The organism is Okeanomitos corallinicola TIOX110, from assembly GCF_038050375.1.
GTDB lineage: Bacteria > Cyanobacteriota > Cyanobacteriia > Cyanobacteriales > Nostocaceae > Okeanomitos > Okeanomitos corallinicola.
The window spans coordinates 2499770-2517337 of the sequence record NZ_CP150886.1; the positions used below are offsets into that span (position 1 = coordinate 2499770).

Genomic DNA, 17568 nt, shown 5'->3' on the forward strand with positions numbered 1-17568 from the left:
TCAGTGTTATAGCTGAAGGGGGGACAAAATCAACTAAAAGACGGATTGTATAAGGTTTATAGCTCTTAGACCTTGTTAATAATGCTTGTGCTTGAAAATACAAGATATCTATTAATTATCTATTCCTTTACCCTTAGTAGATAGCCAGATAAAAATTTGAAAGATTTGATAATGTGATAAGTAACATCAATGTGCAACATAAGAGAGAAGTATAGGTAAATACGATTCAGTTAAAGAAAGCATAAGAGGCTGAAATTATTGAAAATTCTATACCTATGATGTCTGAAAAACAGTAACTGAACCGTATTTTGGTATAGGTAACAGTCTGTAAATGATGGAAGTTTATTTAGCCCACTTTATAAAATTATCTTCCAACTCCTAAGTCAGCGTAAATGAAAATTTCCACAGCTAAGACTATTAAAAGGATAAACTCCACAATACACAAAATATTAATAGCTAAAGGCGGCTGTGAGACTAAAAACCAAAAAGCAAGCAATGCAACTATACCAGATAAAACAAAAGTAATCTCATCAACGATTAATTGCTCTATCTTGCGTCGAAAACGTCGCTTATCACTTCTATGGGCTATTTCCCAACCAAATATAGATTCTATGTCTGCATTACCAGTTAGTTCTTGAATTTTATTGACAAGGGTATAACGAATGTATCTTCCGATGGCTGAGATTTTTTCGTCATTGACCAAATAAGCCCAACCAAGTATAAGACAAACCCAAGGAATAACTAGAAGTGCGTAGTTGTTGTTTTTACCAGATAGGGCAAAAGAGAGAATGCCACCAAATACACCCAGCGTTACATACAGCATATTATCGCGAAAACCAATTCGTTGCGCTTGTTCTTCCTTTAGTTTTTCGTATTCGTGAAGGTATACTTCAAGGATTTGTTGCTTATCGCTCATAACTTAACTAGTATCTAAGTTTAGCGTTAAATATAACACTTAACAGTACGCGCTATTTACATCTGCGCGATCGCCTAACAATAGTTTAATCCTTGAGAACCGAAAAAGTCGAAAAACCTCAAATAACGAAATATAGATACTGCTAAGTCAATTTATGCGAAATCTTTGCAAAATCGCTCGTTCCATCTGAGACCCCAGGGATGGGTATGCCTAGCGAAGTAAAGAATTTAAAAGCACGGTATATCTGGTTCAGCAGTTCTTTTATCTTTGATGATACCTGGTTTGCCCAGAAAGCTTAATCTAATCCGGCAAATTTATACTAATTTGCTAAAATAAGCTGATGTTAATAATATAAGAGTATTGGTAAATGCCTCGTGTAGTTATTCTTACCGCTCATTCTATAGATTACCAAGTTGTCTGCTCTCATTTAAGTAACTGTGAGGAAGAAATACACCCCGAAGGCACTGTTTATGAGTTTGGGCAATTTTCTGTAGCTGGGCAAATATGGGAAGTGGCAATCGCTGAAATTGATAACAATAACGGTAGTGCAGCTTCACAGACAGAACGGGCGATTCGGCACTTTCAGCCACAAGTTATTATTTTACTCAGTCCTGCCACTGGTATTAAGGATGTTAAGGCTGGTGATGTAGTAGTTGCTACAAAAATTTATAGTTATGAGTCCGGTAAAGCAGAGAATAAATTTTTACCACGCCCAGAAGTAGCAAAACCATGCTATAGCCTTAAAGAAAGAGCTAAATCAGTAAAGCGAAAATCCTATTGGCTAAATCGGATACTGGATAAAACATTAAATATACGTTCTGATGTTTTTCTAGCAGCAATCGCATCTGGAAATAAGGAAGTTGGTGATCAACGAGCAACACTTATAAAATTTTTACACTCTAATTATAACGATGCTGTAGCAGTTGAAAACGTTGCATTTGGTTTTCTTGAAACTGCTTATGCTAATAAATGTGTTGCTGCGTTAACAGTGCATGGTATCTCTAGAACAATTGATATTATTCATGAAGATAATTTAGTCAATTTTAGAAATGTGGCCGCACAAAATGCGAGTGCATTCATTTTTGAAATTCTAGCAAAATTTGAAATAAATAACACAGAAACAATTGAACGTCATCAGGGAGTTTTAATACCAAGTATTAGTCGTGAACAACTGATTGCTGAGATAGGTCAAAAATTTGATTTAGCTTCTTCAAATAATACAGATGAGTATCATACTCAAATTGAGTATGCAAGAAAGTTGATTAATGAAGGCAACCTTCAGCAAGCGGTTAACTATCTAAATGAGTTAAAAGGAAAGCTATGGTACAAGTCAGATAAAATATTTAAATACCGCCTACTGGCTAATTTGGGAATGGCGCAATTAGGACTAGATGAAATTAGCGAAGCGGCGAAATGTTTCTTGGAAGCTAAACAGTATAACCCAGAAGATGATAAAGCCTTAGCATTAGCAGCTATGGGCTATGTTTTCCAGCAAGATTACAATAACGCTGAAAATCTAATTAATCAAGCAATACAGAAAAATCCAGCAAATGAACTAGCATATTCTCTGCGTATTCGGATTACTCCTGTTAGAGAATCCATTGATGCGATTATAGAACAGATACCTCCTGCATACCGCGACAGTCTCGATGTTTTAGTAGCACTGGGAGATGCTGCTGAGAGACGTAATTTAGATGAAGAAGCAGAAAAGTGGTGGCAATTAGCACTGAACAAAGACAATAGTAACAATCTTAATATTGTCAAAGTTGCCCTGGGAGCCAGCTTAACAAAAGGTGTAATTCAAAAATTCCCACTTGCCTTTGCTGGACAATTAAGTGAAACTGAGAAGCAAAATCTAGAACGATCAGTCAACTTATTTACTGAGGTTCTGGGAGGACAATATGTAAATCCAAATAACCTCTCTCGTTTAGAATTTGATACTTTAACCAATCGTTCTGGTGCTTTGAGATTACTTAAAAAATATGATGATGCAGTTCGTGATATTCAAATAGCACTCCAAAAAGAACCTAACAACATTTATTGTATCAAACAAAGAGCTTTACTGGCACATGAGCAGGGAAATGATGAAGTAGCTTACAATTATTTAAAATCTATTCTAGATTGCCCTGATTTCCCAGAAATACCTCTCTTAGCTGCTGAATTATTAATAGGAATGAAGCGTTGGAATGAAGCCAAAAATATTGTTAATCAGTTTATAGCTAGAGATAATGTTCCTAGCAATCTTAAAAAAGATGCTAAACATCTCAAATTTGATTTATTGATGTTGAATGGAGATAATGAAAATGCAAAAATTGTGCTTGAAGAGTTGATTAATGAAGCTCCAGACAGTGTAATCACAATCTCTCAGCAAATTCGGTTCTATAAGCATATAGGTTCAGAAAAAGAAATTCCATCCTTAATCGAGCAGGCAAAAGCCGGACTCCTTTCCCATAATTTTCTTCCCTATCAACTTGTATTTGCAGAGCAGCTATATTCATGGCAATATTATCGAGATGCTGCTGAAATATACGAGCAGTTTGTTGATAAAACATTAAACAATAAATTAACGGATAAATTACTGTATTCTTACTACTATTCTGGTAACTATAAAACTGCTCTGGACATTTGCGAACAACTCCTCAACAAATATGGTTCCTTAGAGTCTGTCTCTGAGATAGCTGCCTATATTTATGACAATATTGGTGATACAAACAATGTTATCCGAGTCTGCAAAGCATACCTCGAAATTTTTCCCAGTGATACAGTAATGCAATTGCGATTAGCAGTTGCTAATTATGACAAACGTAATTACGATGAACTAGACGATTTTATAGATTCAAAACCGAGTATTGAAACTTTGAATCTGGTAGGATGTAAAATACTTGCAAAGTTGCTCAAAGTTAGAAATAAAATAGATTACTTCTTGGAAGTGATTTATGAAATGAGACGACACTTCTACGATAATGGACAAGTCCATGCTTTCTATGAAATATCTTATATGGAGGGGAGAAAAATTCAACCCAACGCAAAGGAATTTACTAAAGTAGAAGATGGGTGTGGAGTTCTTTTAGGAAAAGAATCTGGTAGTGAGGAATGGTTTATAATTGAAGACCGAGAAGAGGCTAGTTTTGCTCGTAAAGAAATTAATTCTAAACATCCACTTTATCAATCTCTAATTGATAAAACTTTTGGGGATGAAGTAGTTATAGCAGAAGATAACTTTGGCTTTGGGCGAAGCACTCGCAAAGTTTTAGCTATAGTAGATAAATATTTTGCAGCAGGTAAGCAAAGCTTTGATTTATTGAATAATTTCCCAAATATCAAAGGATTCTATACTTTTAGCGTTCCTATGAATGGAGATGAAATATCCTCAGAATGGATACAACAATTGATAGAGATGCTGCAAGATAGGGAGAATAATTTTAATCGTTTATACCAAGGTTATCAGGAGAAAAAAATTCCTTTTGGCTCATTCGCAGTTGCTTTAAATCGTTCTCCACTGCAACTCTGGTATGGGCTAATTTTCAGAAATGATACTTACATCCATACTTGGTCAAATTTCCAATACGAAAAATTTGAAACCTCTTTATCTATCATCCAAAAAGGAGGTTTAGTAGTAATTGATCCCATTTCTCTAATGACTTTATATCAATTAAATGTAGCAAAAGATGTAGTAGCAGTTTTAGGAAAATTTGGGATTGCTCAATCCGCAGTCAATTTATTTCAAGGAATGCTTGAAGATGCACAAGGTTTTAATAGAGAAGGTTTTTTAAATTTAGGAATTCAGCAGGGACAACCTACAAGAGAGGAAATTAAGCCAGAACAAGTTGATGAAGCTAAGAATTATTTTCAGCAAATTCTTGATTGGGTATATAACAATTGTTTAGTTCTTCCTTGTCGGACAGCATTAGATATCAATAGAGATGAGCGAAAGAAGCTAAATGAAGTCATTGGATTAGCATTTGTTGATACTGTGTTAATTGCAGAAGAAGCGGGGAAAATATTATACTCTGATGACCAATGGTTGCGTTGGTATGCACAGTCTAAAGGAGTCCAGGGTGTTTGGACACAGGTTGTACTAAATTACTGTTTACTACAGCAAAATAGTAATGAGGTACTTTACCGTAAAACAACTATAAAATTAGCGAGTTGGGGATACCATTACACAATTGTCGATGCTGAAACTTTGATGGAAGGAGCTAGACTAGCTAATTGGAAAGTAGAGCCAACTTACACTTCCGTTGTCAAGGTTCTTGCAGATAAGCAAACTTCAGCAGAATACATGACAGCCGTTGCTGCTGAGTTCCTATATAAACTATACAGTGAAACAATTATTCCTGAGATTAGGGATTCATTAATCATTCATTTGCTGAATGCTGTCACAACTGGCCGTTCCCAAACACTTACCATTCAACAACTGATTTACCAACTTAACCTAATAATTCAGAGCAAGCCTATTATACTACCTACATTTCAGCATGAGATTTCGCAGATAATAAAAATCTGGCAAGACATTTAGCCGATTATTACTTAATAAATAACGGCTTGTATCTGAAAAATACAGTAAGAATAACTGTATTAAATATGCTAGTTGTGGCACAAGGAAAGTGATCATAGTAGCTGACTTGCTGCGATCGCTCTAAGTACAGGTTTCCATGTGGTATAAAAATCTCATCAACTAGCTAAAGATAGATATAAGTTGGCAAATTCGTACAAAATATTCACAATAGAAAAATAGCTGGTTAAAAACGAGATTATACTTATGGTCACCCCTTGCGCGGTTATACTTACTGCTATTCCTTTAGAATATATGGCTGTTCGCGCCCACCTCACCGACCTCCAGGAAGAGATGCACCCCCAAGGAACAATTTATGAGCGCGGCAAATTTATCACCAATGATAAAACCTGGGAAGTCGGGATTGTTGAGGTTGGTGCTGGTAATGCGGGAGCAGCGTTGGAAGCAGAAAGGGCGATCGCCCACTTCACTCCCAGTGTCATCCTCTTTGTAGGAGTTGCCGGAGGCATTAAAGATGTAACTCTTGGCGATGTAGTAGCTGCAACAAAGGTATATGGTTATGAATCTGGTAAGGCAAAACAGAAATTTCAACCCAGGCCAGAGGTGGGGTTATCTACATACAACTTAATACAACGAGCTAGGGCTGAAGCAAAGAAAACAGATTGGCTGCAAAGATTTAACTTAGGTACAAATAACGCTCCCCGTGTTGTTGTAGCACCCATTGCCGCAGGAGAAAAAGTGGTTGCCTCAAGCAAATCTAGCATTTTTAAATTTCTCCAGTCGAATTACGGTGATGCCGTAGCTGTGGAGATGGAAGGGGGAGGTTTACTGCAAGCGGCTTATGCAAACCAGCAAGTATCGGCACTTGTTATCCGAGGAATTTCTGACTTGATTGATGGTAAGAGTGAAGCGGATGCGAGTGGCTCTCAGGAAATTGCTGCTCGCAATGCCAGTGCGTTTGCTTTTGAAGTTTTGGCGAAGCTGGAAGTAAACGAGGTTAATAATACAAATTCCAGCGGTAAAGATTCTACTGAGCCTATTTCTCCCAACTTTTTTGCTTACAATGATGCTTGGGTTGGGCGAGAAAATTTAATTAAGGAATTGAAAGAGAAGATTACAGGTTCATGTCGCTTATTGATTTTAGTGGGAATTACAGGAATAGGAAAAACTGCTTTAGGAGAAAAGTTAGCTGATGAATTAAAAGATTGGTTTGCAGATTGGAATTATTATCTCCAAGAGAATTTTGATCATGAGGAACAAACTTCTGATTTTGGTAGTGTGGCAGCGAGATTATTAGAAAAAAGTGGTGAAGTAGTTACCCCTGATGATCGGAAAGATACTCAGAGGTTAATGTATCGTTTAGTGAGATATTTACAGGAAAATCGTTATTTAATTCAGATTGATTCTTTAGAAAATATTTTACAAGGAAATGAAGAAGAAGGATGGAGTGATTTTAAAGATGAATGGTGGGTAAAGTTTTTTAAAACTTGGCTAAATTCTGATACTTGTGAAAGTTGTATTGTTTTAACTTCACAGGATTTACCAGTACAAATTCCGACTGTAGGTACTCGTTCTCAAAATTTCTGGTATTGTCAACCTTTAAGTGGTTTGGAAGAAAAAGAGCAGTTAGTTTTATTTGATAAAACAGGATTAGATATTAGTGAAGAAACAGAAGGTAAACATTATTTAGAACGTATTGGACGAGCTTATGAAGGTCATCCTTTAGCTTTACGGGTGATAGCTGGTGAAATAGTTAATCATCCTTTTAATGGCAATATTTTAGGATATTGGAATAAGTATGGAAAAGAAGTAGAGGAAGTGGAAAAAGCGATTGAAGAAGCAAAAACTAAGGGTATAACTGCATCAGCAGATGATCAGTTTAATTTACATAAATATACTCAAAATTTACGCACAAATGTAAAAGTTAGGCTAGAGAAAACATTTGACCGTTTAGAAGAAGGTGTTTATAATGCTTATTTATTATTATGTTACGCTTCAGTTTATCGTTGTGAAGTACCAGAAAATTTTTGGTTAGCACATTTAGAAGAAGATGAGGATGTTGATGAAGATGGGCAACAAATAGCTTTAGGTGCTTTAAAAGAGCGTTACTTAGTTGAGGAAAGAGTTGATGAAAATAATCAATATTTAGTTAGACAGCATAATATGATCAGAGGAGTATCTTTAGAATGTTTAAGAGGTTTGGATGACGAAAAAGATGATTGATTTAAAATTTTCTTATGAATCTGATTTTCAGCTATTAGATATTACAATTCAAGTAACACAGCTAATAGCTAAAATTGATCTTGTTTTACTTAAACAAAATAACTCTCATATTTCTCATTGGAAAAAAGCTCATTATAGAGCAATCAAAAACTGGCTATTAAAATACAAACCAGCTAGTAACAATCCATCAAATTTGGAAAAAGTAACAGGATATATAGAAGCTTTATATCATTTATGTAAAGTAGAAGATTGGGATAAAGTAGAGCAACTTTTATCTATCAATATTAATCTTGGTAACAATTTAACTAATTATCAATTACATTATCAATTGGGAATTTGGGGACTTTATAAACAACAAATTAGTATTTATAGTAATTTATTAGGAAAGATAGATCATAAATGGGATTGCCGATTTTTAGAAGGTATTGGTAATGCTTATGATGCTTTAGGAAATCAAGATCAAGCAATTTATTATCGTCAGCAATGGAGACAAGTTGCTCGGAATATTGAAAATAAAAAAGAAGAAGGAAAAGCATTCTTGAGTTTGGGTATTGATTTAGATTCATTTCCAAGTGATTTAGTTTTAGCTGCTTTTGGTATTGATAAAAGTAGTATAAAAGATATCATACCTCGCTTAAAAAGAACTCACTATAGAGCAATTACTAACTGGCTAACAAAATATGAATTGAATAAAGATACTTCTAACTTAGAGAAAGTCAAAGGATTATTTGAAACTTTTTATCATTTTTGTGAAGTAGAAGCATGGTTAGAAGCAAAACAAATAATGCTAGTTCGTATAGATACACCAACCAATGAAGAGTTACATGAACAATTACAAACTTGGGGTCTTTATCAAGAAACTATTAATTTCTATAACAAGCTTTTAGGAAAATTAGATTATCAATGGGAAGCAATTTCTTTAACAGGTGTTGGTAAAATTAATAATGATTTAGGTTATTTTAATACATCCATTAAATACCTTCGAGATGGATTGAGTATTGCTCAACAGATAGGAGCTATATCAATAGAAAGAAATATATTAACTAATTTAGGAAAAACATATCACTTTCTAGGAAATAATTCTGATGCACTTGAAGCTAACATTGAAAGTTTAAACATTGCTAAAAAAATCGGAGATAGAATAGGAGAAAGTTTAGTTATGAGTGATTTAGGTATTATCTATAATGCTATTGGGGACAATAAAAAATCACTTTATTATCTTCAAAAAAGTTTAGATATTACACAATCAACTGAGAATAAAATTGGACAAGTAAGTGCATTAGAAGGTTTAGGAATTTTCTATCTTCAACAAAATGATTATGAACATACAGTAGAATATTCTCAAGAGCAATTAAATCTTAGTCGTGAGATTGGTTATCGCAAAAGTGAAGCAACTTCTCTTCGTAATTTGGGGCAAGCTCAAACTTATTTTTTAGAGTCTTCAAAAGCTTTAGAAACTATACAATCAGCTTTAGAAATTTTTACAGAAATTGGTGATAGTTATAATCAAGCTCTTTGTTATTATTGTTTAGCTCAAAAATATTATGAATATGGCTACTTAGAAATGGCATATCCATTCGTTCAAAAAGCTTTTAAATCATCTCATTTTATGAATATTCCTTTACAAAAAGACTGTTTGCAATTACTACAATTAATCAATGAATCAAATGAATAATCAAATCGAGATAGATAATAAAGAAAAAACTGCTTTAGATAAGATGGATCTTTTACCTTATAGTGACTCTATTTTAGCAGAACTTAGCATTAATTCAGCTAAAGTCAAAGCAATGAAAAGCGGAAAAACCCGAGCTTCTTATCGTGCAGTTATTAATTGGCTAACGAAATATCAACCTTATGAAGATACTTCTAATTTAGAGAAAATTAAGGGTTTATTAGAAGCATTTTATACTTTTTGTAATGTAGAAGAATGGACAAAAGCAGTGAGAATTATTGCTTATCGTTTGCATACTGCTGAAAATAAAGAATTACATAAACAGCTTGATACTTGGGGTTACTATTCTGAACAAATTAAACTGTACAAAAATATTATAGGAAAGTTAAATCAAAATGTAAATGCTGTATTACTAATTGGTTTAGGAGTTGCTTACGAGAATCTAGGAATATACTTTAAATCTATTGAATGCTACCAACAAAGTTTAGAAACTGCAAGAGAAATAAATGACTTAAATATTCAATCTTCCGCCCTTACTTGTCTTGGTTTAGCAAACCATACTATGGGTAAGTATGATCAAGCAATTAAAATTTTTGAAGAATCCTTATTTATTGCTAGTGCAATTGGAAACCGTCAACTTAAAGGAGCAGCTATTGGTAATATGGGCTTATCATACCGAGCTTTGGAAGACTATACAAAAGCAATTGAATGTCATACTATTCATTTAAATATAGCGAAAGAAATTGGCGATCTTCAAGCAGAAGGAAACGCATGGGGTGGTTTGGGTGTAGCATACGAGAAATTAGGTGAATATCAAAAGGCTATTGACTTTCAGAAAAAACGTTTAGAGGTTGCGAAAAAGATTGGAGATCGTCAAGGAGAAGGAAATGGCTTAGGTAATTTAGGTAATGTTTATCGCTTACTTGGAGACTTTGATAAAGCAATTGATTACCAACAAGAACATTTATTTATCGCAAAAGAAATTGATGATTTTGAAGGACAAGGAAATTCTTTATATAATTTAGCTAAAATTTATTATGAGTTAGCAAATTTTAGACTTGCAATTGACTATTGTAATCAGGCTTTATCAATTGCAATGAAGTTAGATATTCCTCTTGTTAAAGAATGTCAAAAGTTGCAAAAACAACTGAAAGTTGCTCAGGAGGTTAAAGATGACCAACCAGATTGAGAAACAATTTCCACAACAGCAATCGCCTGATAATAGTGGTATTATACCATCTAGTAAGTTTGTTTTAGAAAAGCTAGGTATAGATTCAGCAGAGATTAAGTTTATTAAACCTCGATGGAAAAGGAGTTGTTATAGAGCTATCGTTAATTGGTTAACTAAATATCAATTATTTGATAATATTTCTAATTTAGAGAAAGTCAGAGGTTTAATTGAAGCATTTTATCATCTTTGTGAAATAAATTCTTTACAACAAGCAAGTGAAATATTATTTACTGTTTTAAATACGCCTACAAAAGAACAATTACATAATCAGCTTTATACTTGGGGATACTATCAAGAACCTCTTAACTTATATCAAAAACTTTTTAATAAACTTGATTCAAGGATTGATGCAATTATTTTAAATAATAGGGGAAATTCCTATCTTATTTTATGTAATTTTAATAAAGCAATTGATAATTATCAACAGAGTTTAACTATTGCAAAAGAAATAAAAGATTTATCATTGCAAAGTCAATGTTTAGGAAATATAGGGAATTTCTATCAAGGCACTGGAAATTCAAGTAAAGCTATTGAATATTATGAAAATAGTCTAAACATTGCTCAAGAAATTAAAAATAGTAAATTAGTGACAGGATGTTTAAGAAATATCGGAGAAGCATATTTTGATTTGATTGATTATCAACAAGCTACTTCTTATTTAAAACAAGCATTAAATATTGCTCAGAAAAATCAAGATTACCAAGAAGAATGCCAAAGTTTAGCAAGTCTAGGAAGAGTTTACTTAGTTCAAGAAAATGCTGAACAAGCTATTGAATGTTATCAAAAAAGTTTATCAATTGCTCAAAGAATTGGTTCCCGTCATGATGAAGAATCTGCTTTAGGAAGTTTAGGTGGTGCTTATTTTCTATTAGGAAATAATCTTCAAGCTGTTGAGTATTTAGAACAAAGTTCTATTATTGCTAAAGAAATTGGAGATCGTCGTGGAGAAGAAAAACACTTAGAAACACTAGGAGCAGTTTATCATCGTCAAGGTAATTATGAACAAGCGATCGCTTATTATCAAAAGAGTCTCAAAATTGCACAAAAAATTCAAGACTTTTTTTGGGAAAGTCGCATCCTCAGAAGTATAGGAAACCTTTATTCTATGACAGAACAATATGATAGTGCTATTGAATATTATCAGCAAAGTAAGAAAATAGCCCAAGAAATCGGAGATTACCCCGGAGAAGAAGCAGCTTTAGCCCATTTAGGTACACTCTATAATGAGTTAGAGCAACCTCTTAATGCTATTGATTATTTTCAGCAAAGTTTAGCTATTTCAGAAAAACTCAATGACTTGCCAGCACAAGGTGAATATTTAGAAGATATAGGAGAAGCTTACTATACTTTAGAAGATTATGATACTGCTATTGATTATTTTCAGAGAAGCTTGATTATTCGGCAAGAAATAGAAGATTATTATGGACAAGCAGAAGTATTACTAAATTTAGGATTAGCCTATGAGGCTATTCAAGATTATAAAGCCAGGGGTTATTATGAACAAAGTTTAGCGATCGCCAGACAACTGCAAGATTCTTTAATTGAATTTAATGCTCTTTCAAATTTAGGAGATTTTTATTCTATTTTAGGAATTAAAAATAAAGCAATACAATGTTATTTTAAATGTTTAGAAATTATTCAACAACTTCAAAATCAAGAAGAAAAAAATTACCCTGAACCAACTAATAAATATATTGAAATATCATCAGAATTTGAAGCAAAAATAACTGAAATAAAAAAAGAAGAACAATCTAGTTTTAATTATCTTAAATCAATTCCTATAATACCTTCTAGTCAATCTATTTTAGAACAGATTGAAATTAATTCAAATGAAATAAAATCTATTCAACCTCGTAGTATAAGAAGTCAGTATCGAGCAGTTATTAATTGGCTCACAAAATATAAACCTAATGCAAATGCTTCTAATTTAGATCAAGTTAAAGGTTTATTAGAAGCTTTTTTTCATTTGTGTGAACTTGAAGATTGGAAAAGAAGTAAAATCATTCTTTATCTTCAACTTAATACCCCAACTTTAGAAGAATTACTTGTGCAGTTAGGCACTTGGGGTTATTATTCTCAACAAATTAATTGTTGTAGTAAACTGTTAGGAAAATTAGACCATATTTCTGATGGCACTTGTCTTAATGCTATAGGAAATGCTTATACTTTTTTGAGCCAACATTCAAAATCTTTGGAATACTATGAGCAAAATTTGAAGGTAACAAAAATCAGTCATGATTACCAACAGCAAGGAATAACTTGGAATAATATTGCTATTGTTTATTCAGAGTTAAATAACTATCCTCAAGCTATTGAATCTTGTCAAAAAGCTTTGTTTTTAGCAAAAGAAACAAATGATAAAAATAATGAAAGTAATGTTTTAGGAACTTTAGGTAGTATATATAATTCTTTAGGAGATCATCAAAAAGCTCTTGAATATCATAATCTAGCATTAGCTATCAAGCAAGAAATTAATGATATTAAAGGAGAAGGATTAGCTTTCAATGGATTAGGATCTACTTATCGGAGCTTAGGTGATTATCCTCAAGCAATTAAATATCATCAACAACATTTAGAAATAGCAATTATTACTGAAAATATAGAAGAAGAAGCTAATGCTTGGGGCAATTTAGGTAATGTTTATGATGATTTAGGTGATTATTATAAAGCAATTGAACATCATCAAAAACAATTAGAAATATCAAGAGATATAAACTCACTTTGGTTAGAAGAAAATGCACTAACTAATTTAGGAATTGCCCATTTTTCTCTGGGAAACTATAAACAAGTTATTGAGTATCAAAATCAGGCTTTAATAATAGCTGAAAAAATCGAAGATCGTGAAGGTAAAGGTAATATATTAGGTACTTTAGGTCTTGTCTATTATTCTATGGGAGAATATGAAAAAGCTCTTGAATATCATTCACATCACTTAAAAATTGCTCGTGAAATTGGTAGTAAGGGTAGTGAAGCCAGTTCATTAGGTAATATTGGTAATACCTATTACTTTATGGAGGAATATGAAAAGGCATTAGATTATGGACAACAATTTTTATTAATATCACAACAATTAGGAGATCCTAGAGAAGAAACAACGGCATTAAATAATTTAGGTAATGCTTATGATGCTTTAGGAAATATAGATCAAGCTATAGAAATGTATCAAAAAAGTTTAGAAATTGCTAGAAAGATTGGTTATCTAAAAGGACAAGGTGAGGCATTATGTAATTTAGGCACAACAATAATTCAAATTCAAAAATATAGGGAAGCTATAGAATATTTAGAAAGTGCTTTAGATATCGTCAATCAAACGGGAGATCGCTATGTTGAAGCAATAACCTTATATAATATAGCTGAAATTTATGAAAAATTAAATGATCTAAATAATGCTCAAAAATTTGCCCAAAAAGCATTGCAAACTGCTGGAGCATTGGAAATGCCGGATATTGAAGATTATCAAGAATTAATGGAAAGATTAACCAGCAATGATTAATAATCAAACTAATTTTGAAACTATAGAGCAACAGAGTTATCAAACTGAAATATTACCATCAGATAAATCAATTTTAGATCATTTATCAATTAATCCATCGGATATCAAATCTATTAAACCTAGATGGAAACGTACTCAATATCGAGCTATTGTCAATTGGTTAACTAAATATCAATTTTATGAAGATGCTTCAAACTTAGATAAAGTTAGAGGGTATGTAGAAGCATTTTATCATTTATGCGAAGTTGAAAACTGGGATAGTGCTTCAAAGGTACTATTATCACCTTTAGAATTTCTTGATGGAAATCACTTAAGTTTACAACTTGATATCTGGAGTTACTATCAGGAAGAAATATCACTCTGTCAAAAGTTATTATATAAACTTAATTCAACAGTGGATATAGATTGTTTTGTAGTGATGGGAGATGGATATATAGATTTAGGACAATATCAAAAAGCATTTGAAGCATATCAAAACGGATTAAAACTATCTCGCCAGATTAATAATTGTAATGGAGAAATTACTAATTTACTTTGTTTAGGTTTAATTTGTCACTATCAAGGTCAATATAATGAAGCTGTTAAATACTATCAGCAAGCTTTAAAGACAAATATAAAACTTGAGGATTTAACAAGTGAATATTTATTCCTCAAAGCAAAAACACTGGGAAATTTGGGAATTACTTATCATAACTTGGATAAGTATAATGAATCAGTTCAATGTAATGAAAGTAGTTTAGCCTTATTTCGTCAACTGGGTGATCAAAGAGGGGAAGCATCAGCATTGTTAGGTTTAGGGCAAGATTATTATACTTTAGGTGATTATGAAAAAGGATTTGACTGCACTCAACAAGCATTGGATATTGCTCAAGAAATAGGCGATCGCTCTAATGAAGCCGAAGCTTTAAATATTTTAGGAATGCTATATCGTGAAATGGGAGATTATGAACAAGCAATAGATTTACATCAACAACAAATTATAATTGTTCGTGAAGTTGGTGATTTGCGTGGGGAAGGCTATGCTATGGGTAATTTAAGTGTAGTTTACGAAAAATTAGAAGATTATGTTCAATCTGGCAATTATGCTCAAAAACATTTAGCTATCTCTCAAAGACTTGGTGATAGAAGGGGAGAAGGTGCTGCATTACATTCTTTAGGTATTGCTTTATTGGAACTTTCAGAATTTACAGATGCTTTAAAAATATTACAGACTGCATTAGCAATTTTTAAGGAAGTTGATAGTAAAAGTGAAGAAGCTCAAATTCTTCAAGATTTAGCTATAGTTTATTGGGAACTAAGTGACATAGACTCTGCTCTTGAATGCTGCTATAAAGCTTTAGATTTAATTACAGCATTAGAACTTCCTTCAATAAAAAATTGTCAAGAATTAATAGAACAAATCAAGAATAATGAGCAACAAAGAGACTAACTTCAACAAAGTAAATTTATTAGCAGATAGTAAGTCAATCTTAGACCACTTATCAATTGTTCCATCTACCATAAAATATATTAAACCTCGATGGAAACGTACTCAATACCGAGCTATTGTTAATTGGATAACTAAATATAAAGCATTACCAGAATCCTCTAATTTAGAACAGGTAAAAGGCTTATTGGAAACGTTTTATCATTTGTGTGAAGTAGAAGATTGGCAAACAGCCATCAAAGTTTTCCAATTTAGTCTTAAAACACCCACAGAAGAAGAACTTCATAATCAATTAGGTACATGGGGCTATTACTTTACCCAGATTGAACTTTATAAAAAACTCTTAGATATAGTTACCCCAAGTTCAAAAACAATTTTTCTGACTGGTTTAGGGAATGCCTATGTAGATATAGGAGCTTATGATCAAGCTTTGGAGTATCACCATCAAAGTCTAAAAATTGCACAGGCAAATTCTGATCGTTTAGAAGAAGGTTGCGCTCTTGGAAATTTGGGTTTAACTTATCATCAGCTAGGAAATTACACTCAAGCTATTAACTACCAACAGCAACGCCTAGAGATCGCCCAACAAATTCAAGATCGTCAAGGAGAGGGAAATGCTTTAACTAACTTGGGACTGATTTATCATACTCAGGGAAACTATGAAAAAGCGATCAATTATCATCAACAAAGTTTAGTTATAGCACGGGAAATAGGTAACTTGTTGGGAGAAGGAAATGCACTCTCAAACTTGGGAATTGCTTACTTTACTAAAGGAGACTACCACCAAGCTGTCAAGTATAATCAGCAACGTATAGAAGTTGCTCAAGAAATTGGAGATCGCCCTGGACAGATGAAAGCAATGGGTAATCTTGGTAATGCTTATCACCAATTGGGAGAAGAAGACAAAGCTATTGATTATCTCGAACAATGTTTACAACTAGCACAGAAAATAAAGCATCTAGAAGTAGAAGGATATGCTTTAGGAAGTTTAGGAACTATTTATCTGTCTCTTAAAGAGAATAAGCGAGCAATTGAGTATTATCAAAAGCATTTAATAATTGCCCAAAACATTCAAAACCATTGGGGACAAGAACAAGCTCTTAAAAACCTTTGTGATGCCTATGCTGACCTGCACGATTACCCTCATGTTATCGAATATGGGGAAAAACATCTCCAATTTACTCAAAAAAGTCAAGATACTCATAGAGAAGCACAGACACTGGGACGTTTGAGCCGTGCTTATCGTGAACTCAAGAATTACAATAGGGCGATCGCCTGTAGTGAACAACGTTTAGCAATTGTGCAACAACTCCAAGATACTCAGATGGAAATACATACCTTGGAAGCTATTGGACGAATTTACTCTTGTATGGGAGAGTATGCTCAAGCTTTAAATTACCAAAGACAAAGCCTTGCTGTTGCATTAGCTATCAAAGATTTTGTCAGTGAAGGAAATGCTCATTGGGAAATAGGTGTTACCTATGATGCTCTAGGAAATTATCATCAAGCCATTAAACACTATCAAAAGCATTTAGAAATTGTACGAGATATAGGAGACTGTATTGGAGAAAGTGCTAGTCTCAACAATCTTGGGATTGCTTATTATTCCTTACAGGATTACAAAGAAGCAATCAGATACTATCAACTTTATCTAGTTATGGTTCGAGAACTAGGTAATACACAAGCTGAATTGAGAACTTTATCGAATTTAGGTCATTGTTTTTATTATTTAGAGAATTACCATCAAGGGATGGAGTTCTATCAACAAGCGTTAGCGATCGCTAAGACAACGGGATATCTTCTTGAAGAAGGCAAAGCTCTATATAACTTAGCAGTAAGTTTAGCAGCACTTCAAGATTACTCGGAAGCTTTGCAAAATTTACAACTAGCATTAGAGACTTTTAGAGATATTGGAGATCGTCCCCTTGAAGCTATCATTCTCTACAGTATTGCAGAGATTTATCAACAAGTTGGCAATTTAGATAAGTCAAAAAAAAATTGTGAACAGGCATTGATAATCGCTACTGAATTAAATATTCCCCTGATAGAAGAATTATACGAACTTAAAACTCAACTAGAAACACCTTAATT

The 17568-nt window shown here is 33.0% G+C and carries 8 protein-coding genes; 7 read left to right on the forward strand and 1 reads right to left on the reverse strand.

The genetic code is table 11. The annotated features are described in order from the left end of the window. Positions 1-364: 364 nt before the first annotated feature. Positions 365-916 (reverse strand): hypothetical protein, encoded by a 552-nt coding sequence (locus WJM97_RS10815; RefSeq protein WP_353933026.1) that lies wholly within the window; start codon positions 914-916, stop codon positions 365-367. 367 nt (positions 917-1283) lie between these two features. Here WJM97_RS10815 and WJM97_RS10820 point away from each other — a divergent pair, with 367 nt between their 5' ends. The 7 genes from WJM97_RS10820 (at position 1284) to WJM97_RS10850 (ending at position 17566) form a co-directional block, all read left to right on the forward strand. Further along, on the forward strand, positions 1284-5435 hold the full coding sequence (locus WJM97_RS10820; RefSeq protein WP_353933027.1) for a hypothetical protein: 4152 nt from the start codon (positions 1284-1286) through the stop codon (positions 5433-5435). A 243-nt stretch (positions 5436-5678) separates the two neighbouring features. After that, a complete protein-coding gene (locus tag WJM97_RS10825; RefSeq protein ID WP_353933028.1) occupies positions 5679-7655 on the forward strand; it encodes an NB-ARC domain-containing protein in 1977 nt (658 codons plus the stop codon). Continuing rightward, positions 7648-9330, forward strand: coding sequence for a tetratricopeptide repeat protein (locus tag WJM97_RS10830; RefSeq protein WP_353933029.1), 1683 nt, complete (start codon positions 7648-7650; stop codon positions 9328-9330). Before WJM97_RS10825 ends, WJM97_RS10830 begins: the two co-directional genes overlap by 8 nt. Then, positions 9323-10516: a tetratricopeptide repeat protein gene (locus tag WJM97_RS10835; RefSeq protein WP_353933030.1), complete on the forward strand. Its 1194-nt coding sequence runs from the start codon at positions 9323-9325 to the stop codon at positions 10514-10516. Before WJM97_RS10830 ends, WJM97_RS10835 begins: the two co-directional genes overlap by 8 nt. After that, entirely contained in the window at positions 10500-14051 is a 3552-nt protein-coding gene (locus tag WJM97_RS10840; RefSeq protein WP_353933031.1) for a tetratricopeptide repeat protein, read from the forward strand. Before WJM97_RS10835 ends, WJM97_RS10840 begins: the two co-directional genes overlap by 17 nt. Further along, a complete protein-coding gene (locus WJM97_RS10845; RefSeq protein WP_353933032.1) occupies positions 14044-15480 on the forward strand; it encodes a tetratricopeptide repeat protein in 1437 nt (478 codons plus the stop codon). The genes WJM97_RS10840 and WJM97_RS10845 overlap by 8 nt, the downstream gene beginning before the upstream one ends. Further along, positions 15461-17566 carry a tetratricopeptide repeat protein gene (locus WJM97_RS10850; protein ID WP_353933033.1) on the forward strand — a complete coding sequence of 702 codons (2106 nt, stop codon included), beginning with the start codon at positions 15461-15463 and terminating at the stop codon, positions 17564-17566. Before WJM97_RS10845 ends, WJM97_RS10850 begins: the two co-directional genes overlap by 20 nt. The last annotated feature ends 2 nt before the right edge of the window (positions 17567-17568 follow it).

Bases quoted from the DNA above. Each gene is read 5' to 3' on its own strand.
- WJM97_RS10815 (WP_353933026.1), bottom strand. From the start codon at position 916: ATGAGCGATAAGCAACAAATCCTTGAAGTATACCTTCACGAATACGAA.
- WJM97_RS10820 (WP_353933027.1), top strand. From the start codon at position 1,284: ATGCCTCGTGTAGTTATTCTTACCGCTCATTCTATAGATTACCAAGTT.
- WJM97_RS10825 (WP_353933028.1), top strand. From the start codon at position 5,679: ATGGTCACCCCTTGCGCGGTTATACTTACTGCTATTCCTTTAGAATAT.
- WJM97_RS10830 (WP_353933029.1), top strand. From the start codon at position 7,648: ATGATTGATTTAAAATTTTCTTATGAATCTGATTTTCAGCTATTAGAT.
- WJM97_RS10835 (WP_353933030.1), top strand. From the start codon at position 9,323: ATGAATAATCAAATCGAGATAGATAATAAAGAAAAAACTGCTTTAGAT.
- WJM97_RS10840 (WP_353933031.1), top strand. From the start codon at position 10,500: ATGACCAACCAGATTGAGAAACAATTTCCACAACAGCAATCGCCTGAT.
- WJM97_RS10845 (WP_353933032.1), top strand. From the start codon at position 14,044: ATGATTAATAATCAAACTAATTTTGAAACTATAGAGCAACAGAGTTAT.
- WJM97_RS10850 (WP_353933033.1), top strand. From the start codon at position 15,461: ATGAGCAACAAAGAGACTAACTTCAACAAAGTAAATTTATTAGCAGAT.